We start from the raw sequence: 19,645 nt of genomic DNA, 5'->3' as shown, positions 1-19,645 counted from the left end.
CCGTCGTCCCGTGACCACGACCTCTGGCTGGACCCGGGTGCGCGGCATCCTGCGCGACGCCGTCGCCGGCCTGACGCGCACCTCGCGCACACCGACGCGAACCCCGCTCCCCGGCGGTCTGGAGTACTCGCCCCGGCTGGACGGCGACGCCGACCCGGGCGAGATCGTGTGGGCGTGGGTCCCCTACGAGGACGACCCGAGCAAGGGCAAGGACCGCCCGGTGCTGGTCATCGGGCGGGACGGGACGCGGCTCCGGGGCCTCATGCTCACGAGCAAGGACCACTCGCGCGACGCCGCCCTGGAGGCGCGGCGGGGTCGGGTGTGGATGGACATCGGCAGCGGCGCCTGGGACTCCCAGCGTCGTCCGAGCGAGGTCCGCCTCGACCGTGTTCTCAGCCTGGACGCGTCGGCGGTCCGCCGCGAGGGCGCGATCGTGGACCGTGCCCTGTTCGACCGGGTGGCCGCGGAGCTGCGCAGGACGCAGCCCTGACCCGACCGCGGCGAGCCCTGTCAGGCCCGTCACAGCGTTCAGCCACGGGGCTCTCGCCTGCTAACATGGTCACTCGCGTGTCCGCCCGGGTCGGCGGGCACAAGCCCAGTTCCTCTCCGCGGGTGTCCCCACGCCCTAGTCCCGGAGCTGTGCGCCGCCCTCTAGACCTGTCAGATCGCTTCGGCGAACGCACAAGAGAGTCCACACGTGGCCAACATCAAGTCCCAGATCAAGCGCATCACCACCAACGAGAAGGCGCGCCTGCGCAACAAGGCGGTGAAGTCCGAGCTCAAGACGCACATCCGTCGCGTCCGCGAGGCTGTCGCCGGTGGCAACAAGGAGGCCGCTTCGACGGCCCTCGTCGAGGCGTCGCGCAAGCTCGACAAGGCCGTCTCGAAGGGTGTCATCCACGAGAACCAGGCCGCCAACAAGAAGTCGGCGCTGGCGAAGTCGGTCGGCGCGCTCTGACCATCCGTTGAGCTGGTCGGGCCTGGTCACGCACCAGGTCTGACCGCCGGCCGGGTGGCGTCAGCCGCCCAGAGCAACAGTGAAGGCGTCACCCCCCCTGCGGGGTGACGCCTTCACTGTTCTCCGACCGTCGATCAGGTCAGCGACCAGGTCTCCCAGGAGCTGAGCGGGATCGTCGGACGGAAGCCTGCCTCGCGCAGCGCGCGGTCGTACGCCTGCGCAGCCGCCGCGCTGTCACCGTGCATGGCGTACCGGTCGCCCAGGTCACGCCACGCCGACGCGGACTGACGGGACGCGGACATCATCCCGAGCAGGTCCGCCGCCGACTCGTACGCGCGCGCCGCACCCACGACGTCACCCCGAGCGTGCAGGGCGTCGCCACGGGAGAGCTGCGCGAACGCGGTCTCCAGACGCGGCGGGTCACCCAGGCGCTCGAGAGCCGCGACCGCGAACCGCTCGGCGGAGTCGATGTCACCGAGGAGCAGGTGCGCACGGGACCGCTCGACGTCGGTCCGCGACAGGTCGAGCTCGGAACCGAGGACCGCGAGACCGGGAGCAGCCCGCTCGATCTGGTCCAGAGCCCCGCGCGGGTCCACCGGGTCGGAGCGCAGCAGGAGCCACGCGTAGTTGAGCCGGAGCCGCGGCAGGTCACGGTCGGCCTCGCCCTCGGACAGCAGGGCGAGCGCGCGCTCCGTGTAGCGCTGCGCGAGCTCGTAGTCGCGACGCTGCTCGGCCACGAGCGCGGCGTTCCAGTAGACGCTGCCGCGCCCCCGGGGGGTGCCCAACGACTCCGCGAGCCGCACCAGCTCGGCCGCCCGGTGGGTGGCGTAGAGCAGGTCACCACGCTCGACGTATGCCCACAGGACGGTCGACGCGAGGCGCAGGTGCTCGTCGGTCCCGCTCAGGTCCGCGGCCTCGAGCTCGTCGAGCGTCCGCTCACCCACCTCGACGCTGCGGTGCAGGTCACCGGCCTCGAGGTACGACGCCACCAGCTCGTTGGCCAGCTTGGCCGACTCCACGTGGTGGGTCCGCGCCCGCGAGTCAGCGAGGAGCGGCTCCAGGATGGCCACGGACGACTCGAGGTCGCCGAGCACCTCGAAGGCGTGTGCCAACGTGGTCAGGGCCTCGACGCGGACGGCCGGCGACACGATGTCGAGGTCCAGCGACTCCAGCCGGCGCCTGGCCCCGGCGGCGTCGCCCTGGGTCATGTCCAGCTTGGCGTAGTCGATCTCCAGGCGCGTGCGCGCCTCGTTGGGACCGTCCTCACCGTGCTTCAGGTATTCGAGGGTCGTGCCCAGGCGGGTGGCCAGCACGGCGAGCGCGGAGTCGGTCGGTTCACGATGACCCGCCTCGATCAAGGAGATGTAGCTGGGGGAGAACGCGGACCCCGCGAGCGAGGTCTGGGACAACCCAGCAGCGATCCGGGCCTCGCGTACCCGGTCAGCAATCGTGGTCATGGTCAGTCATTGTATGTGTGACGTCCCCCGGTTGCACCACCCCCCGCGGAAGGCGGCGTGTCTGTGCCTCCGCTGTGCACCCGGGGCGACGGTCAGTTGAGCGTGATCCTGCAGCAGCCGCTGGCGCCTCCCGAGTTCGTCGAGTCGCTGCCGTCAGCGATCGCCGACGTCGGTGCGAGTGCGAATGACCCGATCACCGCGAGGATCACGAGAGCGGTCTTGATCGGTCTGGGCATGAGGGGTGCTCCTTCTTCTCTGGACGACGGTTCGGGTGGTGCCCATGATGACGTGCGGATTGCCGGGTGTCTCCCACTACCCACCGGTCCGGCCCTGAACGGGTGAATGTTCGTGGGCCGGACAACCCTGCGAGCAGCGGTGGGAGGACGCCTCCAAAATTCCACCCGCACATCATCGGTTCACAGCGTAGATCTTGTGGTGTCATAGATCCCATGACACCGGACGACGCCGACGGGCGGCTCGCGCATCTTGCGGCTGCGGTGGAGGACGCCATCCCTCTTGCCCTTCGGCACGAGTGGGCACAGCGGATCTCCCAGGAGCCGGTGCTGGTCGCGCGGCAGGGGATCTTCTCCGAGCACGGACGGCCGTTCGCCTACCAGCTGTCGTTCCGCTCCCCGGACCAGCACACCGCGGCGGCGATGTCATGGAGCTCCCACCAGCACGAGCGGGCCACGGCCCACGTGTTCGGAGCCACGTTCGGGAGGGCCGACCTCGAGCACGTCGCCAACGGCCGGCTGCTGTTCGTGCGGTGCCCGCGCGCCTACCTGGTGGGAGACCTGCCCATCCCCCGGCGCCCTGACCGCCTGGTGATCGAGGTGAACGACGCCGTCACGGTCGACGCCGCGGTGCTGTCGGGCATCCGTCGGCTGCGCGAGGAAGGCTTCCGCATCGCGGTCCCGTCCTTCGTGAGCAACCCGAACCAGCGGCGCCTGCTCCCCCACGCCGACTTCGTCAAGATCGACGTGCGGGACCTCGACGTCGAGGGCCCGCCGGTGGTCCATCTCGCCCGGTCGTACGGTGCCCTGCTCATCGCCGAGTACGTGGAGAGCCCCGACACCCTCCGGCACGCCCGCGACCTCGGCTTCACCCTGTTCCAGGGGAACCTGCTCGAGCGCGCCGGTGTGCTCGACCGTGCAGGCGCACGCCGCGTGAGCCTTTAGGCCCTTGCGCAACCCCGCCCGTGACAGCTCGTTGCTCCGGTCGGGTGAACGGCGTCATAGACCGCACCCGCGACGCTCTCATCCGGTGTGACCGCGCCCGTCGTCTCCCCCGCCGTCCCGTCTCGGCTCCCGATCGCGCGCCAGCCGATCTGGACCGCGGACGGTCAGCTGTTCGGCAACGAGTTCCTGTACCGGTCCCGTGACGGGCTGCCCGCGCAGGTCGACCGGTGGCACTCCGACCGCCAGGACGTGGCGACGGCATCCGTGCTCGACGTGCTCTTCGGCGACGGGCCTCCGGCGGCGACCTCGTTCGCCTTCGTGAACGTCACCCGCTCGTTCCTGGTCGACGACCGGCGGCTCCCGGCGCACGCCGGGCGGCTCGTGCTCGAGATCGTCGAGTCCGTGACTGTCGACGACGAGGTGCTCGCAGGTCTGCAGCGGTTGCGCTCGCGCGGGTACCGGATCGCGATCGACGACTTCTCCGCCGCACCGGACCAGGTCGCGATGATGCCCTACGCCGACTTCGTGAAGATCGACTGCCGGGACGTGCACCGCCAGGGGGCGGCGCTCGTGGAGCTCGGGCGTCGCCACGGGGCCATGCTCGTGGCCGAGCGGGTGGCCGACGCCGCCCTCGTCGACGAGTGTCGCGCGTGGGGGTTCGACCTGTTCCAGGGCGACGTGCTGGGTCCGGCGATCACGCTGGCCCTCTAGCGCCGACCCTCAGCTCCCGACCGCTCCCGCGACCCGCAGGACGGCGCGTTCGACGGCGAACTGCGGGTCACGCCCCTCGCCCTTGACCTCGGCGTCCGCCTGCGCGACGGCCGAGATCGCGCTCGCCAGCCCCTCGGGGGTCCACCGACGCAGCTCCGACATCGCGCGATCGGTCTGCCACGGTGCCAGCCCGAGGTCCCGGACCGCACCCGCTCCGCGACCACGCACGGCCGCGACCTTGGCCAGCACCCGCAGCTTGGCCGCGAGGGCAGCGACGATCGGCACGGGGTCCACGCCGGTCGCCAGAGCGTGCCGCAACAGGGACACGGCCTGCCCGGTCTGCCCCGCGACCGCTGCGTCGGCGACCCGGAACCCGGTCGCCTCGATGCGCCCGCCGTAGTAGCGCTCGACCACGTCGGGCCCGATCAGGCCGGTGGTGTCCGCGACGAGCTGCGCGCACGACGACGCGAGCTCGCGCAGGTCGCTCCCGACCGCGTCGACCAGGGCGCGCACCGCCTGGGCGTCCGCGCGGCGGCCCGCCCGCCGGAGCTCGGCGGTGACGAAGGCGCTCTTGTCGCCGTCGGACTTGATCACGTCGCACGCCACCGTGGGCACCCCCGAGGCGCGGAGCGCGTCCAGCAGCTTCTTGCCGCGTTGGCCACCGGCGTGGCGCAGGACCAGCACGACGTCGGCGGGGGGCGCGACGAGGTAGCCGGTGACGTCGCTGAGCAGGTCGTCCCCCGCGCGCTCGAGCCCGTCGATCACGAGCACCTTGTCCTCGGCGAACAGGGACGGGCTGGACACCACCCCGAGAGTGCCCACCGTGTAGTCGGCCGCGTCGATCCGCGTGACCTCGACCCCGGGGTCGGCGGCGCGGGCGAGGGCCACCACGCGGTCGACCGCACGGTCGGCGAGCAAGCCCTCGGAGCCACTGACCAGCAGGACCGGCGCCAGCTCGACCGCTTCCCACGAGACGCCGACCGTGCCCCGGGTGGCGCGGGACGCGGGACGACGGGTGGCGGGGGGCACGCGCACAGCCTGCCAGATGTCACCCACGCCCCGACGCGCGGCGGACCACGAGCAGCCGGAGGGCGCACCCGCCCGCCGCGATGAGCAGGGCGACACCGGCCCACCCCGGCACCCACGCCACCTGCGCCCCCGGCGCTGCGGCGGCCACCCTGGCGACCGCGCCGATCCACCAGCACGCCGCACCCGCCCCGAGGGACAGGACCTGAGCGCCGGCGCCCCACCACGGCGCGACGCAGCCGGCAGCCAGGCCGAGCACGGTGGCCGGCGCGATCGCCGGCGCCACCAGCACGTTCGCCGGGACGGCGTAGAGCGCGACGGTGGGCGTCAGCAGGAGGATGACCGGCGCACAGACCAGCTGCGCGGCGACCGGCAGGGCGAGTGCCGTGGCGACCGGGCGCCCGCACGTCGGTGTCCAGCGTTCGGCGAGCGGCCCGCCCAGCAGCACGAGACCGCCCGTGGCCAGCACGGAGAGCACGAAGCCGAGCTCTCCCGCCAGCCACGGGTCCGCGACGAGGAGCACCACGACGGTCGCCGCGAGGGCCGCCGGTGCTCGGTGCGGGCGGCCGAGCAGGATCCCGAGCACGGCCACCAGTCCCATCGTCGCGGCGCGGAGCACGCTCGGCGACGGGTGCACGACGAGGACCATGCAGGCCATCGCCGCGACCGTCAGTCCGACCCGGGCCGCCCGAGGGAGCCGCAGTGCGGACGCGAGCGCGAGCACCAGGGCGGCGACCAGTGAGAAGTGGGCGCCCGACACCGCGGTCACGTGCGTCAGGCCGGCGGTGCGCAGCGCGGCGGTCAGGTCGGCGGGGACCGTCGAGGTGTCGCCGACCGTCACCCCGGCGAGGAGCGCCCCGGCGTCGCCCGGGAGGCGGGCCGCGAGGGCGCCGATGCCGTCCCGGAACACGGCGGCGGCGACATCCGACCCGGCCGGCGGTCGGACCACCCCGGGCGCGCCACTGCTCAGCAGCACCGCCACGGTCCGGCTCCCGGGCTCCCCCGGATGCACCCGGCCGGCGCCGGAGACCCGCGCGCCGTACGGCACCGAGGCCCACGACGAGGGGCCGAGCACGAGGACCCTGCCCGTCGCGCCGGACGTCCGGCCGCCGGCGGTGATGCGGTCGACGGCGAGCAGGCACCGGACGCGTTCCGGGGCGCCGGGCCAGGCGGGCGGGACCACCGTCGGCTCGGCGACGACGATCCCCTGGACCGTCCCCACCGACCCCTCACGCGCGAGCACCGACAGCAGGCCGTCCGCGCGTGCGGCGGTCTGGCCGGCGCCCGCGCCCAGCACCGCCGATCCCGCGACCAGCGCGAGGGCGAGCACCGGACCGACCACCTGGAGCAACCGGGGCGCCCGACCCCGCGCACCAGCGCGACCGACCACGAGCGCGCCGAGCACGAGCACCAGCCCTGCGGCGGCGCCGGCCAGGGCCGCGTCCGGAGACACCCGGACGACCACCAGCGCGGCGATCCACGCGGCGACGGCGGCGGGGAGGAGCCGGACGTCGACGGTGAGTGGAGGGTCGCTGTCGTCGACCGGCTCGGGCGGTGTCACACCCGCACCAGCTCACGCAGCCGTTCGAGCAGCGTCGGGCCGATGCCGGCGACGTCGGCGAGCTCGTCGACCGAGGTGAACGGTCCCTTCTCCCTGTGCGCGACGATCCGCCCCGCCAGGACCGGGCCGATGCCGGGCAGCGCGTCGAGCGCGGCCTCGTCCGCGCCGTTGAGGTCGAGGAGCCCGTCCCCGCCCGCAGGCCCCGACGCCGTCGCGGCCTGCTCCCCCGGGCGCGGGACCGTGATCTGCTCGCCGTCGACGAGCAGCCGCGCCAGGTTGAGGGCGCTCAGCTGCGCGTCGGGGCCGGCACCACCGGCCGCAGCGATCGCGTCGACCACCCGCGACCCCTCCGCGAGCCGGACGACGCCCGGCGCGTTCACCGCCCCCACCACGTCGACGACCACCTCGGCCGGCGAGTCCGTCGGGCGGACGACCGTGCCGCTCGGCGCCGGGACCGGGAGCTCCACCGCGGGACCGGGCGCGACGGACGCCGCCCGGAGCGCCACCCCGCCCGCCACCAGGAGCACGACGACCCCTGCCGTGGCAGCGAGCTGCCACGAGACCGTCCAGCGCAGTCGGCGACGTGGTGTCGGGGTGCGAGCGATCGGGTCCCCGTGCGCGACCGCGTACCCGGCGGCGGCGACGTGCAGCGCGGCGGTCGTCCGCGCGGTCGGGTGTGGCGGTGCCGGGCCGGTCGGGGAGTCCGACATGGCGGGGACAGACGGGCCTGTGCGGTGCGCGGGATCCGGGGGCACCGGCCCGACGACACCCTCCACGCTCACCGCCCCCGGCGGACGCGGGACCCACCCGGACGACCGGGGTCGTGCAGCCACCTCGGGGAAGGCGGGCCGGCCCCTCGTGGTGGCCGGCGGCGGGCGTGGCGGCTCTGCCGTCGGACGAGGAGTGGTCAGTGCGGTCAGCCGACGCCGGGTGGTCCGGGTGAGGTCACGGTCACGGCGTCGCACCCGCCGAACCTAGGGTCGCCACCGCGCTCGGAGGCGCGGGGGCGCAGGGGTGTGCCCGCTCGGTCGTCGCGTCCGGGCTGTGGGCGGGTCGAGGAACGGGTCAGGCGTCGGCGACGACGATCGCCAGCAGACCGGGGCCCGCGTGCGCGGCGAGCACCGCGCCGGACTCGCACACGACCGTCTCCACGAGCCGTCCACCGCCTGCCGCAGCGAGCTCCTCGGCCAGCGTCGCGGCGATCTCGGGCTGCCCCAGGTGCTGCACCGCGACCCTGGCGTGCGGTCGGCGGGCGATGTCGGCGACGGCGAGCGCGACCAGCCGGTCCCGGGCGGCCCGTCGCGTCCGCACCTTCTCCAGCACCTCGAGGGCACCGTCCTGCAGCGAGAGGATCGGACGCAGGCCGAGCACGATGCCGAAGGCCGTCGCCGGCATGCTCAGCCGCCCTCCCCGGCGCAGGTGCTCGAGCGAGTCCACGAGGAACCAGACCCGCGTCGACGACGCGACCGACCGCCCGCGCTCGGCGACGTCGGCCCCGGTCGGCAGCGACGGCTCGGCGTGCCCACGGGAGTGCCACCACGCGCGCGCCGCGGCGAGCGGCCCGGTGGGTGCGACGGCGGCCGATCGCGGTGGACCGATGGAGAACCGCGCGGCGTCGAGCACCGCGAAGCCGAGCGCCATGGCGACCACTCCCGAGTCGACCACGTGGACCGTCACGGGAGCGGCCTCCGCGGCCAGCTGGGCGGCCCGGACGGTCCCCGACAGCTCGCCCGAGAGGTGCATCGACACGATCTCCCGTGCGCCGGACGCCGCCGCACGGTCGTAGGCCGCGGCGAACGCCGCGGGTGAGGGCTGGGAGGTCGACACCTTCGCGCCCCTGGTCAGCGCGGCGAGCAGCGCGTCAGGGGTCAGGTCGACGCCCTCGATGTGCCGCTCGCCGTCCACGACGACGTCCAGCGGGACGACGCCGATGCCCCACCGCTCGGCCGCGCCCTCGGGCAGCGTCGCCGTGGAGTCGGTGACGATCGCGACCGACGGCTGCTCGGGCGGGCGGCGGCCGGGCATGCCGGTCAGGCCGGGACGACGTTGACGAGCTTCGGCGCCCGGATGATCACGGTGCGGATGCCCCGGCCGTCGAGTGCGCGCTGGACACCGACGTCCGCCAGTGCCAGCTCCCGCAGCTCGTCGTCGGAGACGCCGGGTGCGACCTCGGCCCGACCGCGGACCTTGCCCTGCACCTGGAAGATGCAGGTGACCGTGTCCTCGACCAGGTACACCGGATCGGCCACCGGGAACGGCTCGTGGGCGAGCGAGCGGTCGTGACCCAGCCGCGACCACAGCTCCTCGGCGACGTGGGGCGCCACCGGCGCGGTCATGAGGACGAGCGGCTCGATCGCCGCGCGAGGCGTCGTCGGCAGCGTCGTCAGGTGGTTGTTGAGGACGATCAGGCGCGAGATGGCCGTGTTCACCCGCATGGCGGCCATGTCCGCGGTGACGTCCGCGATCGCGTGGTGCAGCACCCGCAGCGTCTCCTCGGAGGGCGCCTCCTCGGACACGACGGTGGCACCGGTGCCCTCGTCGACGACGTTGCGCCACAGCCGCTGCAGGAACCGCTGCGACCCGACGACCGCGCGGGTCTCCCACGGACGCGAGAGGTCCAGCGGGCCCATCGACATCTCGTACACGCGGAGGGTGTCGGCGCCGTACTCGGCGTACATGTCGTCGGGCGTCACCATGTTCTTCAGCGACTTGCCCATCTTCCCGTACTCGCGGTTCACCGGCTCGCCCTGCCAGCTGAACCCGGTCTCCGACGCGGTGTCCTCGACGACCTCGTCGGCGGGCACGTGCACGTCCCGGGCGTCGGTGTAGGCGTAGGCCTGGATGTAGCCCTGGTTGAACAGCTTGTGGAACGGCTCACCGCTGGCCACGTGCCCCAGGTCGTGCAGGACCTTGTGCCAGAACCGCGCGTACAGCAGGTGCAGGACCGCGTGCTCGACACCGCCGACGTACAGGTCGACGCCGCCGATCGAGTCGGGCTTCTGCTCCCCGTGGCCCGGTCCCATCCAGTACTGCTCGAGGGTCGGGTCCACCAGCCGCGTGTCGTTGGAAGGGTCCAGGTAGCGCAGGTAGTACCAGCAGGAGCCGGCCCAGTTCGGCATGGTGTTGGTGTCCCGGCGGTACTGCTTCGGGCCGTCGCCGAGGTCGAGCGTGACGTTCACCCAGTCCTCGTTGCGGCCCAGCGGCGGCTCCGGGGTGGAGTGCGCGTCGTCCGGGTCGAACGTGCGCGGCGAGTAGTCGGGCACCTCGGGCAGGTTCACGGGCAGGGCCGACTGCGGGACGGCCAGCGGCAGGTCGTGCTCGTCGTAGACGATCGGGAACGGCTCACCCCAGTAGCGCTGGCGGCTGAACAGCCAGTCGCGCAGGCGGTAGGTGATGGTGCCCTCGCCGACGCCCTTGGCGGTCAGCCAGTCGGTGATCGCGGACTTGGCCTCGGCCACGCCGAGCCCGTCCAGGCTGATCTCGTCGTTCGACGAGTTGATGGCGACGCCGTCGCCGGTGCGGGCGCCGGGCTCGGTGCCCTCGGGGGCGTCGATCGTGTAGACGATCGGCAGGTCGAAGGCCTCGGCGAACGCGAAGTCGCGCACGTCGCCCCCCGGGACCGCCATGATCGCGCCGGTGCCGTAGCCCATGAGGACGTAGTCCGCGGTGAACACGGGCAGCAGCTCGCCGTTCACCGGGTTCGCCGCCAGGTGGCCGGTGAACACCCCGGTCTTGCGGCCGGCGTCGGCCTGGCGCTCGACGGCCGTCTTGGCCGCGGTCTCGGCCCGGTAGGACGCGACGGCGTCGACGGGCGTGCGGTGCCCGCCGGTCCACAGGTCCTTGGTGCCGTCGGGCCACGCCGCGGGCACCTCGTCCAGCAGGGGGTGCTCCGGGGCGACGACGACGAACGTGGCACCGAACAGGGTGTCGGGGCGCGTGGTGAACACCTCGACCTGGTCACCGCCCTGCACCGCGAACCGGACGCGGGCCCCCGACGAGCGACCGATCCAGTTGCGCTGCATCGCCTTGACCTTGTCGGGCCAGTCGATGTGCTCCAGGTCGTCGATCAGCCGGTCCGCGTAGGACGTGATGCGCATGTTCCACTGCCGCAGGCTGCGCTGGAACACGGGGAAGTTGCCCCGCTCGGAGCGGCCGTCGGCGGTGACCTCCTCGTTGGCCAGCACCGTGCCCAGCCCGGGGCACCAGTTCACGGGTGTCTCGGAGACGTAGGCCAGCCGGTGCGTGTCCAGCACGCGCCGGCGCGCGACCTCGTCCAGACCCGCCCACTCGTCGCCGCGCGTCCCGGCGTCGTACTCCGCGACGAGCTCCGCGATCGGGCGCGCCCGGCCGACGCCGCCGTCGGGCCGCGGCGCGGTCTCGTCGTACCAGGAGTCGAAGATCTGCAGGAAGATCCACTGCGTCCAGCGCACGTAGGCCGGGTCGATGGTCGCGAACGACCGCCGCGGGTCGTGCGCCACGCCCAGGCGCCGCAGCTGCCGCTGCATGACCTCGATGTTCGCCTCGGTGGTCACGCGCGGGTGCTGGCCCGTCTGCACCGCGTACTGCTCGGCGGGCAGGCCGAAGGCGTCGAACCCCAGCGCGTGCAGCACGTTGTCGCCCTGCATGCGGCGGAACCGGCCGACCACGTCGGTGGCGATGTACCCGAGCGGGTGCCCCACGTGCAGCCCGGCGCCGGAGGGGTACGGGAACATGTCCATGACGAAGAACGCGGGCTGCGCGGGGTCCGCGTGCCGGCCCTCGCCGTCGGTGAGGTCGCCCGTGGGGTTGGCGGCGAAGAACGTGCCGCGGTCCGCCCACGTGTCCTGCCAGCTCAGCTCGATCTCGCGCGCGAGATCGGCGGTGTAGCGGAAGGGAACGTCGTCGGTGGGGGTCGGCGTGGGGGCGTCCTGCGAGGTCACCCGGCGAGTTTACCGACCACCCGTGATCCCGCGGGACGCAGGCCGGGTGCGCCCCGGCCTGCGGCCGTATGCTCCGGTCATGTCGGACAGCACGCCAGACGCCCCTGCCGATCTCGCCGCCCTCCGCGCCGCAGCAGCTCAGGCGGCCGCCGAGGCGGCGGAGGCGAAGGCGCTGGCCGCCGCGGCAGCGCTGGCCGCCGCCGAGGCCGCCGCCGGGCAGGTGATCGCGCCGGCCGAGCCCGTGCCGACGACGCTCTCCGAGCACGCCGCCCAGATCGCCGCCGGCTACACCTTCGCCGGCCCGATGCTCCCCCTCGGCGCACTGGTCGAGAACGACGCGGCCCGGCCGGACGTCCCGGTCGGGATCCCCCTGGCGATGATGAACCGGCACGGCCTCGTGGCCGGCGCCACCGGCACCGGCAAGACCAAGACGCTCCAGGTCCTCACCGAGGGCCTGTCCGCGGCCGGTGTCCCGGTGTTCGTCGCGGACATCAAGGGCGACCTGTCCGGGCTCGCCGTCCCGGGGACGTCGAGCGAGAAGCTCCTGGCCCGCACGTCCAGCCTCGGACAGGACTGGGTGGCCACCGCGTCGCCGGTCGAGTTCCTCAGCCTCGGCGGGATCGGGACGGGCTCGCCGGTCCGGACCACGGTCACGGACTTCGGGCCGCTGCTGCTGTCCAAGGTCCTGGGCCTGAACGCGACGCAGGAGTCGAGCCTGAGCCTGATCATGCACTGGGCCGACACCCAGGGGCTCGCGCTCCTGGACCTCAAGGACCTGCAGGCCACCATCGCGTACCTGGTCAGCGACGAGGGCAAGCCGCTGCTCAAGGGGATCGGCGGACTGTCCGCGGCGACCGCGGGGGTCATCCTGCGCGAGATCGTGTCGCTGCAGAGCCAGGGTGCCGACGCCTTCTTCGGGGAGCCGGCGTTCGACGTGTCGGAGCTGCTGACGACCACCCCCGACGGTCGCGGCGTCATCAGCGCGCTCGAGCTGCCCGCCGTGCAGGACCGGCCCGCCCTGTTCTCGACGTTCCTCATGTGGTTGCTGGCCGAGCTGTTCCAGGAGCTGCCCGAGGTGGGCGACCCCGACAAGCCGAAGCTCGTGTTCTTCTTCGACGAGGCGCACCTGCTGTTCACGGGCGCGTCGTCCGACTTCCTCACGCAGGTGACCCAGACGGTCCGGCTGATCCGGTCCAAGGGCGTCGGCGTCTTCTTCGTCACCCAGAGCCCCAAGGACGTGCCGGCGGACGTGCTGGGCCAGCTGGGCAACCGCGTGCAGCACGCCCTGCGCGCGTTCACCCCGGACGACGCGAAGGCGCTGCGCTCCGCCGCCCGCACGTTCCCGACCTCCCCCTACGACCTCGAGCAGCTGCTCCAGTCGCTGGGCACCGGCGAGGCCGTGGTCACGGTCCAGTCCGAGCGCGGGACCCCGACGCCGGTCGCCTGGACCCGGTTGCGGGCACCGCAGTCGTCGATGGAGCCGATGCCGGCGGCGACCATGACCGCCGCCGTCGCGGCGTCCCCGTTGTCGGGCCGGTACGCGGTGGCCGTGGACCGGGAGTCCGCGTACGAGCTGCTCGCGGTGCGCGCGCAGAAGGCGCAGGAGGCCGCGCGGCGCGAGCAGGAGGCCGAGGAGGCGCAGGACCGCGCCGACGAGGCCGCCCGCGAGGCGCGTCGCTCGGCGCCGCGGCGGTCGACCAGCCGGACGAGCCCGCTGGACAGCCTGCTGCGGTCAGCGGGAACTCAGCTCGGGCGTGAGATCACGCGCACGATCTTCGGCACCCGCCGGCGCTGACAGCACCGGAGCGGGTCCGCGCCCGAACACGAGCACGACGACCAGGCCCAGCGCGGTGAGCCCCGCGCCGACCCACGCCGGCGCCAGGTAGCCGAAGCCCCCGGCGATGACCAGGCCGCCGGCGAACGCGCCCGCCGCGTTGCCCAGGTTGAGGGCGGAGTGGCACAGGGCCGCGCCGAGCGACGGTGCCGCCGGTGACACATCCATCAGTCGCGTCTGGAGGGACAGACCGAGCACCTGGGACGTCACGCCCAGCAGGACGAGGGCCAGGACGGCGGGCACCGGAGACGTCCCGACGAGCGCGATGACGACGAGCACGACGATCGTCGCGACCATGCCCCCGATGACCGTCCCGAGCACCGACCGGTCGGCCAGCCGCCCGCCCAGCAGCGTGCCGAGCGTCATGCCGATCCCGTACAGGGCGAGCACCAGCGGGACGAGGGCGACGTCCAGCCCCGTCACCTCCGTGAGCATCGGCTTGACGTAGGAGTAGACCGCGAACATCCCGCCGAACCCGATCGCGCCCGCGCCGAACGCGATCCAGAGCCGGCTGTTGCGCAGGGCGGCCAGCTCGGTGCGGACCGTGGTGCCTTCCGCCGCGGGCAGCGACGGGGTCCAGGCGTTCAGGGCGGCGAGCGTGACCAGGCCGAGCACGCCGACGCCGACGAACGCCCAGCGCCAGCCGACGGCCTGACCCAGGATCGCGGAGAGCGGCACCCCGACCGCGCACGCGACGGTCAGCCCAGCCATCATCGCGGCGACCGCACGACCCCGCTTCTCCGGTCCGACGACTGCCGTGCCCAGCACCGCGCCGACCCCGAAGAACGCCCCGTGCGGCAGCCCGGCCAGGAACCGCGCGAGCACGAGCCAGCCCTGCGACGGCGCGAACGCGGACAGGACGTTGCCGACCGTGAAGGCGACCATGAGGAGCAGCAGGAGCCGCCGGCGGTCGAGCCGGGCACCCAGCGCCGCGAGGGTCGGCGCGCCGACGACCACGCCGAGCGCGTAGGCGGTGATCGCGTGGCCGGCCGTCGGGATCGAGACTGCGAGGTCGTCGGCGATCTCGGGCAGCAGGCCCATCGTCGCGAACTCGGTGGTGCCGATGCCGAACCCGCCGAGGGCGAGCGCGAACAGCGCGGCGCGCGAGCGCGCGGGCGTGAGGGTGACCAACGACGAGCCTCCGGACGAATCGATTCGATCTCGGTGCGGAGTGCGTCGTCGTCAGCTCCGGTGGATGTCGCCCAGCCTACGGGCTGTCAGGCGGCGGGGACCAGCCAGATGGCGCGGGCCGCCACCTCGCCGAGGTCGACCGTGCGCTCCCCCACCCGCACCGAGATGACGCCGGAGACCGTCCGGCGCTCCACGACGAGCAGCGGCGCGTCCAGCACCAGCCCGACCGACTCCAGGTAGCGCAGGAGCCCGCCGTCGGCGTCGGAGATCCGCGCGACCGCCCACCGGCCCGGCTCCACGTCCCACAGCACGCTGGCCGCCGGGATGTCGAGCGACCCGTCCACGCCCGGGATCGGGTCGCCGTGCGGGTCCCGGCGAGGGTGCCCGAGCTGCGCGGCGATGCGCTCGACGAACAGGTCCGAGACGGCGTGCTCGAGCACCTCGGCCTCGTCGTGCACCTCGTCCCAGCCGTACCCGAGCACCTCCACGAGGAACGTCTCGATCAGGCGGTGCCGGCGCACGACCGCGAGCGCGTGCCGCTCGCCGTCCGCCGTGAGCTCGACGGCACCGTACGGCTGATGGGTGACCAGCCCGCTGTCGGCGAGCCGCCGGACCGTCTCCGACACCGTGGACGCCCCGACCCCCAGACGCAGGGCCAGCATCTTGGTGGTCACGGGCTGGTCCGACCACTCGCGGGCCGACCACACAACCTTGAGATAGTCCTGCGTGACGGCGCTCAGCTCGGGGGTCGTCGGCGTGCTCACGCCCTCCAGCCTAGGGCGCCGACGCTCACCAGCCGTCGACGGACCAGTGCCAGGGCTCGCCGGGCAGGTTCTCGAGCCCGTAGTCGGCGGCGTGCTCGGACAGCCAACCGAAGGCGGCCGACCCGGACCGGAGCACCGACCCCCCGGTCGTGAAGTCGAGCGCCAGGCCGCGCTCGTGCCGGGACGTCCCGGGCGGTGCGGTCTGCGGCCGGCAGGCGACGACCGACGGGTCGGCCTCGGTCGGGCTGCAGTTCGCGGCGCGCAGCGCGATCTGCTGGCTCGAGCTGCGCCAGCCCCAGGCGTGCAGGTCGATGCCGTCGGCGCGCGCCGCGGTCATCAGCGCGTCGAGCGCGTCGGCGAGGCACGGGTGGACGCGGACACCGAGGCCCGTGACGACGGTGTCGGACTCAGGGACGGGCTTGGTGACGTCGTCGCAGTCGGTGGCCACCTCCGTCGCGGCCGTCAGCTCGGCCGGGACGTCGATGCGCCACAGCTCCTGCCCGGTCGACGCGCGCAGGAGCAGCGCACCCTCCTCGAGCTCGAGCGTCGCCCCGGGGCTGGCCTCCGTGAGGCTGGTCCACAGCACCGCACCGTCCGCCCCGGTCACCGCGACGGTCCCGTCGTCCCGGACGGCGAGCGCCGCCGCCCCGGGCACGGGCGCGGACCACACGACCGAGCCGTCGTAGCTCAGGGTGAGCCCGTCCGCCCCGAGCTCCAGTCGCAGGTGGCCGTCCGGCGAGCTCAGCTGCCGGCCGACCTCCAGGGGCGTGCCCGCCGCCAGCGACGGCGGCCCGAGCACGGTCCCCGTGCTCCACACGGGCGCGCCCGCGACGTCGTAGAGCACGAGGTCCCCGTCGTCCTGGAGCACGAGGGTGGCGCCCGGGTTGCCCGCGGTGCGGCTGCGCCAGGTCCGGTTGCCGTCCGTGTCCGCGACGACCACGTTGCCGTCCTCGCGCACGGTCAGGGTCGACCCCGGGGTGCCGGCCCCTGTGGACCAGCGGGTCGTCGCGTCCGGGCCGAGCAGGGCGACCGTGCCGTCGTCGAGCACGAGGAGGGTGTGCCGGCCGTCCGGCGAGGAGAGGGCGTCTCCGGGCGCCAGCACGCCGCCCGAGGGGAGGATCGACGGCTGCACGGCGGTGCCGGACTCCCAGACCTGAGCACCTTGCGCGTCGAGCACCACCAGGTCGCCGTCGTCCTGCAGCACCAACGTCGACCCCGCGCTCGCCGGTGCGTCCGGTTGCCAGCTGACCGTGCCGTCCGGCCTGGTCAGCGCGACGACGCCGTCCTCACCGACCCGCAGCAGCGACCCCGGGCTCGGGGGGCCGGACACCCAGCGCGGATCGGGCTCGGCAGCGAACAGGGCCAGGACGCCGTCGGGCTGGACCACCAGCGTCTGCGAGCCGTCCGCCGACACCAGTCCCTCGCCCGGCGCGAGCACCTCCCCCGGGCGCAGCTCGGCCTCGCCGGGGGCGGCCGACGCGCTCGGCGCCAGCACGACGATGCCCACGAGCACGCAGACGCCGGCCAGGGCGGCACGGAGGGCGGGGTGTGACCGCGCACCCCGCTCCCGGCCGATCGTCGTCGAAGCCCGGACCATGCACCCTCCCGCGCGCGTCCGAGGCTTCGCTCGCGCGCAACTCCACCCTAGGCCCGCGTGACGCGGATCACACGGGTGAAGGCGTCGCGCGGTTGCCCGGCTCTGTGGGCACCGCCGGGGTCACGGGCCACCGCAGGCGCGAGGTGACGGAGACCGTCGTGTCGGGGCGCACCTGCACCAGCTGGTAGTCGAGGAACCGTCGGGTGGCCGGGTCCCAGCGCAGCACGGTCAGCTCCGCGACGCCGTGCAGAGGGCCGACCGTGGCCTGCCCGAGAGTCGCGCCCGCGGTGCTCGAGCTCACGTACCGGACCCCCCGGCCGACGCGCTCCGGCCCGTAGCGGCGGTGCAGGTGGCCCGAGATCTGCGCCGGGACGCACCCGTTCTCGAGGGCATCCTGGCCCACGGCGGGGGTGTGGATCAGCAGCAGGTCGACCCCGTCGGAGTCGTCGCAGGCGACGTCCGCAAGACGGTCGGCCACGTCCGACGACGACTCCGTCCCCGCCTGTGCGGTCCCGCCGGCCCCGACGCGCGTCGCGTTCGCGTCGCTGTCGCCCAGGATGCGCAGGCCGTCCACCTCGACGACCTCGCCATCCAGCACCGTCGCGCCGGCGCGCGCGTAGTTCCTCGAGGTCTCCTGCGAGTCGTGGTTGCCGGGCGACGTCACCAGCTCCACGCCCGCCGGCACCGCGCGGGCGAACGTGGTGACGCAGTACTGCTCGACCGAGGTCCCGTTGATCGTGGTGTCGCCGGCGTCCAGGACGAGCTCGGCCCCCGAGCGCTCGACGAGCGTGCGGATCAGCGGTGCCATGCCGACGTTGCAGTGCAGGTCGGAGACCACCACGACGGTCAGCAGGCTCTCCTCGTCGGGTCCGGTCGGGCTCGTGCTGGGTGTCGGGTCCCCACTCTCCGACACGTCCTGGCGGTCGTCCCAGGCGGCCTCGAGCGAGGCGTTCGCCTCCGCGTAGAACTTCTCGTTCCGGCGCAGCTCGGCCACCACCTGCCCGCCGTACGTGTCGATCACACCGCCGAGCCGTCCGGTCACCCGCGCCCCTTCGAGCGGCGTGCCGTCGAAGACCGCGGACGCGGGTTGCGACACGGACGGCCGGTCCCTCCGGCCGAGGCTCGACGTGAGGACGGTGGCGACGAGCGCGATCACCGTCACCCCGACCACGGCGGACCGCAGGTGCGGACGCACGTGCTCGTGCAGCTCCGCCCGCCGCGCCCCACCGATCAGGAACCGCGCCAGGTACCAGCCGCCGACGAGGACCGCGAGCGCCAGCCCGGTCCGTTCGAGCGCCTGCACGCCCAGCGCGCGGGCGACGTCCTGCACGGTCGCCTGCGGGCCGGAGAAGAACTGCAGGTAGCTCTGCAGGTCTCCGCTCAACGCCTGCAGGGTCCGGGACTGGTCGAGCTCGGTGACCGACGCCGGGATCTCCTGCACGACGACGCGTACCCCGAGCGTCAACGGGAGCGGCGAGTCGATCTGGAGCGTCCCGAGAGGGCCGAGGTCGACGGTCACCGTGTCGTCCGTGGTCACGTCGTAGCGCGCCTCGTGCGGGCCGAGACTGCTCTCGACCGACGCGGTGGAGATCCCGAACGTGACCGCGACCAGGACGGCGCCGAGGACCAGGAGGGCACGCGGCCACCATCGTCGCTCGACACCCTGGTCGGGGCTGCTCGGGTGGCTCATCGCCCCCGAGCCTAGGGCGCGGGGGCCGACTCAGCCCTGCGCGTCGCGCCAGGCGACCCACTCCGCGGCGAGCGAGAGGTCGTAGTCCGGCCCGCTGGTGCCCACGGTGAACAGCGTGGCCCCGGCCGCGACGAGGGCGTCGGCGACCGCGCTCGGCGAGGACCCGACCCCGACCGAGCGCTCGACCAGGGCGGCGGTGTCCCGGCCGACCTCGACACCGTGCTCGTCGAGGATCGCGCTCTTGCGGCTCAGCGTGTCGACGTCCCCGAAGGAGTGCCACACGTCGGCGTGCTCGGCGACGACCCGCAGCGTCTTGCGCTCGCCGCCGCCGCCGATCATCACGGGGATCTCGCGCGTCGGGGTCGGGTTGGACGCCGCCCAGCGCGCCTTGATGCGCGGCATGGCCTGCGCCAGGTCCGCGATCCGCGAACCGGCCGTGCCGAACTCGTAGCCGAACTGGTCGTAGTCCTTCTCGAACCAGCCCGCGCCGATGCCGAGGATGAGCCGGCCGCCGCTGATGTGGTCGACCGTGCGGGCCATGTCCGCCAGAAGCTCGGGGTTCCGATAGGAGTTGCACGTGACCAGCGCGCCGATCTGCACGCGGCTGGTCTGCTCCGCCCACGCACCGAGCATCGTCCAGCACTCGAAGTGCTTGCCGTCCGGGTCCCCCGACAGCGGGAAGAAGTGGTCCCAGTTGAAGAGGACGTCGACCCCCAGGTCCTCCGCGCGGCTCACCGCGTCGCGGAGCTGGGCGTAGTCGGCGTGCTGGGGCTGGAGCTGGACTCCGATGCGGATGGGGTGGGTCATGGTGTCGAGCCT

The 19,645-nt window shown here is 73.8% G+C and carries 17 protein-coding genes; 5 read left to right on the top strand and 12 right to left on the bottom strand.

From position 1 onward, the window contains the following. The first annotated feature begins 10 nt into the window (after positions 1–10). Both ASD18_RS10220 and rpsT read left to right on the top strand, forming a co-directional pair. Complete coding sequence (locus tag ASD18_RS10220; RefSeq protein ID WP_200938517.1) at positions 11–490, top strand: type II toxin-antitoxin system PemK/MazF family toxin; 480 nt, start codon at positions 11–13, stop codon at positions 488–490. Positions 491–697: 207 nt separating this feature from the next. Beyond that, complete coding sequence (rpsT, locus tag ASD18_RS10215; RefSeq protein WP_056090174.1) at positions 698–958, top strand: 30S ribosomal protein S20; 261 nt, start codon at positions 698–700, stop codon at positions 956–958. 134 nt (positions 959–1,092) lie between these two features. Here the strand turns inward: rpsT and ASD18_RS10210 are convergent, their stop codons facing one another. Next, positions 1,093–2,415, bottom strand: a complete 1,323-nt coding sequence (locus ASD18_RS10210; RefSeq protein ID WP_056090171.1) for a helix-turn-helix domain-containing protein — start codon at positions 2,413–2,415, stop codon at positions 1,093–1,095. 92 nt (positions 2,416–2,507) lie between these two features. After that, positions 2,508–2,651, bottom strand: coding sequence for a hypothetical protein (locus tag ASD18_RS21035; RefSeq protein ID WP_156387930.1), 144 nt, complete (start codon positions 2,649–2,651; stop codon positions 2,508–2,510). Positions 2,652–2,864: 213 nt separating this feature from the next. On the opposite strand from ASD18_RS21035, the gene ASD18_RS10205 reads away from it, so the two are divergent. Then, a complete protein-coding gene (locus tag ASD18_RS10205; RefSeq protein WP_056090168.1) occupies positions 2,865–3,593 on the top strand; it encodes an EAL and HDOD domain-containing protein in 729 nt (242 codons plus the stop codon). An 87-nt stretch (positions 3,594–3,680) separates the two neighbouring features. After that, on the top strand, positions 3,681–4,304 hold the full coding sequence (locus ASD18_RS10200) for an EAL domain-containing protein (RefSeq protein ID WP_056090165.1): 624 nt from the start codon (positions 3,681–3,683) through the stop codon (positions 4,302–4,304). Positions 4,305–4,313: 9 nt separating this feature from the next. Here the strand turns inward: ASD18_RS10200 and holA are convergent, their stop codons facing one another. The 5 genes from holA to leuS form a co-directional block, all read right to left on the bottom strand. Beyond that, positions 4,314–5,333 carry a DNA polymerase III subunit delta gene (holA, locus tag ASD18_RS10195; protein WP_056092010.1) on the bottom strand — a complete coding sequence of 340 codons (1,020 nt, stop codon included), beginning with the start codon at positions 5,331–5,333 and terminating at the stop codon, positions 4,314–4,316. Positions 5,334–5,352: 19 nt separating this feature from the next. Continuing rightward, positions 5,353–6,891, bottom strand: coding sequence for a ComEC/Rec2 family competence protein (locus ASD18_RS10190; protein ID WP_056090163.1), 1,539 nt, complete (start codon positions 6,889–6,891; stop codon positions 5,353–5,355). After that, positions 6,888–7,601 carry a ComEA family DNA-binding protein gene (locus ASD18_RS10185; protein WP_082573743.1) on the bottom strand — a complete coding sequence of 238 codons (714 nt, stop codon included), beginning with the start codon at positions 7,599–7,601 and terminating at the stop codon, positions 6,888–6,890. Before ASD18_RS10185 ends, ASD18_RS10190 begins: the two co-directional genes overlap by 4 nt. 355 nt (positions 7,602–7,956) lie before the next feature. After that, on the bottom strand, positions 7,957–8,916 hold the full coding sequence (locus ASD18_RS10180) for a DegV family protein (RefSeq protein WP_082573741.1): 960 nt from the start codon (positions 8,914–8,916) through the stop codon (positions 7,957–7,959). Between the two features lie 5 nt (positions 8,917–8,921). Then, entirely contained in the window at positions 8,922–11,810 is a 2,889-nt protein-coding gene (gene leuS / locus ASD18_RS10175) for a leucine--tRNA ligase (RefSeq protein ID WP_056090162.1), read from the bottom strand. Between the two features lie 79 nt (positions 11,811–11,889). On the opposite strand from leuS, the gene ASD18_RS10170 reads away from it, so the two are divergent. Next, on the top strand, positions 11,890–13,605 hold the full coding sequence (locus tag ASD18_RS10170) for a helicase HerA-like domain-containing protein (protein ID WP_056092001.1): 1,716 nt from the start codon (positions 11,890–11,892) through the stop codon (positions 13,603–13,605). On the opposite strand, the gene ASD18_RS10165 is transcribed toward ASD18_RS10170, so the two are convergent. From ASD18_RS10165 to ASD18_RS10145, 5 genes are all read right to left on the bottom strand, one after another. Then, on the bottom strand, positions 13,543–14,775 hold the full coding sequence (locus ASD18_RS10165) for an MFS transporter (protein WP_056090159.1): 1,233 nt from the start codon (positions 14,773–14,775) through the stop codon (positions 13,543–13,545). The two genes, ASD18_RS10170 and ASD18_RS10165, sit on opposite strands and share 63 nt — an antisense overlap. A gap of 86 nt (positions 14,776–14,861) precedes the next feature. After that, a complete protein-coding gene (locus ASD18_RS10160; protein WP_056090156.1) occupies positions 14,862–15,539 on the bottom strand; it encodes a metal-dependent transcriptional regulator in 678 nt (225 codons plus the stop codon). A 25-nt stretch (positions 15,540–15,564) separates the two neighbouring features. After that, complete coding sequence (locus ASD18_RS10155; RefSeq protein ID WP_056090151.1) at positions 15,565–17,136, bottom strand: D-alanyl-D-alanine carboxypeptidase family protein; 1,572 nt, start codon at positions 17,134–17,136, stop codon at positions 15,565–15,567. Positions 17,137–17,203: 67 nt separating this feature from the next. Then, positions 17,204–18,826 carry a metallophosphoesterase gene (locus ASD18_RS10150; RefSeq protein ID WP_082573739.1) on the bottom strand — a complete coding sequence of 541 codons (1,623 nt, stop codon included), beginning with the start codon at positions 18,824–18,826 and terminating at the stop codon, positions 17,204–17,206. Between the two features lie 30 nt (positions 18,827–18,856). Next, complete coding sequence (locus tag ASD18_RS10145; protein WP_056090148.1) at positions 18,857–19,633, bottom strand: LLM class F420-dependent oxidoreductase; 777 nt, start codon at positions 19,631–19,633, stop codon at positions 18,857–18,859. Positions 19,634–19,645 lie beyond the last annotated feature (12 nt).

The organism is Cellulomonas sp. Root137, assembly GCF_001426725.1.
Lineage (GTDB): Bacteria > Actinomycetota > Actinomycetes > Actinomycetales > Cellulomonadaceae > Cellulomonas.
The sequence above is the reverse complement of the archived record's forward strand: the minus strand, read 5'-3'. Positions and strand labels throughout refer to the sequence as shown.

Bases quoted from the DNA above. Each gene is read 5' to 3' on its own strand.
- ASD18_RS10170 (WP_056092001.1), top strand. From the start codon at position 11,890: ATGTCGGACAGCACGCCAGACGCCCCTGCCGATCTCGCCGCCCTCCGC.
- ASD18_RS10185 (WP_082573743.1), bottom strand. From the start codon at position 7,601: ATGTCGGACTCCCCGACCGGCCCGGCACCGCCACACCCGACCGCGCGG.
- ASD18_RS10205 (WP_056090168.1), top strand. From the start codon at position 2,865: ATGACACCGGACGACGCCGACGGGCGGCTCGCGCATCTTGCGGCTGCG.
- ASD18_RS10145 (WP_056090148.1), bottom strand. From the start codon at position 19,633: ATGACCCACCCCATCCGCATCGGAGTCCAGCTCCAGCCCCAGCACGCC.
- ASD18_RS21035 (WP_156387930.1), bottom strand. From the start codon at position 2,651: ATGCCCAGACCGATCAAGACCGCTCTCGTGATCCTCGCGGTGATCGGG.
- ASD18_RS10180 (WP_082573741.1), bottom strand. From the start codon at position 8,916: ATGCCCGGCCGCCGCCCGCCCGAGCAGCCGTCGGTCGCGATCGTCACC.
- ASD18_RS10150 (WP_082573739.1), bottom strand. From the start codon at position 18,826: ATGAGCCACCCGAGCAGCCCCGACCAGGGTGTCGAGCGACGATGGTGG.
- ASD18_RS10210 (WP_056090171.1), bottom strand. From the start codon at position 2,415: ATGACCACGATTGCTGACCGGGTACGCGAGGCCCGGATCGCTGCTGGG.
- ASD18_RS10155 (WP_056090151.1), bottom strand. From the start codon at position 17,136: ATGGTCCGGGCTTCGACGACGATCGGCCGGGAGCGGGGTGCGCGGTCA.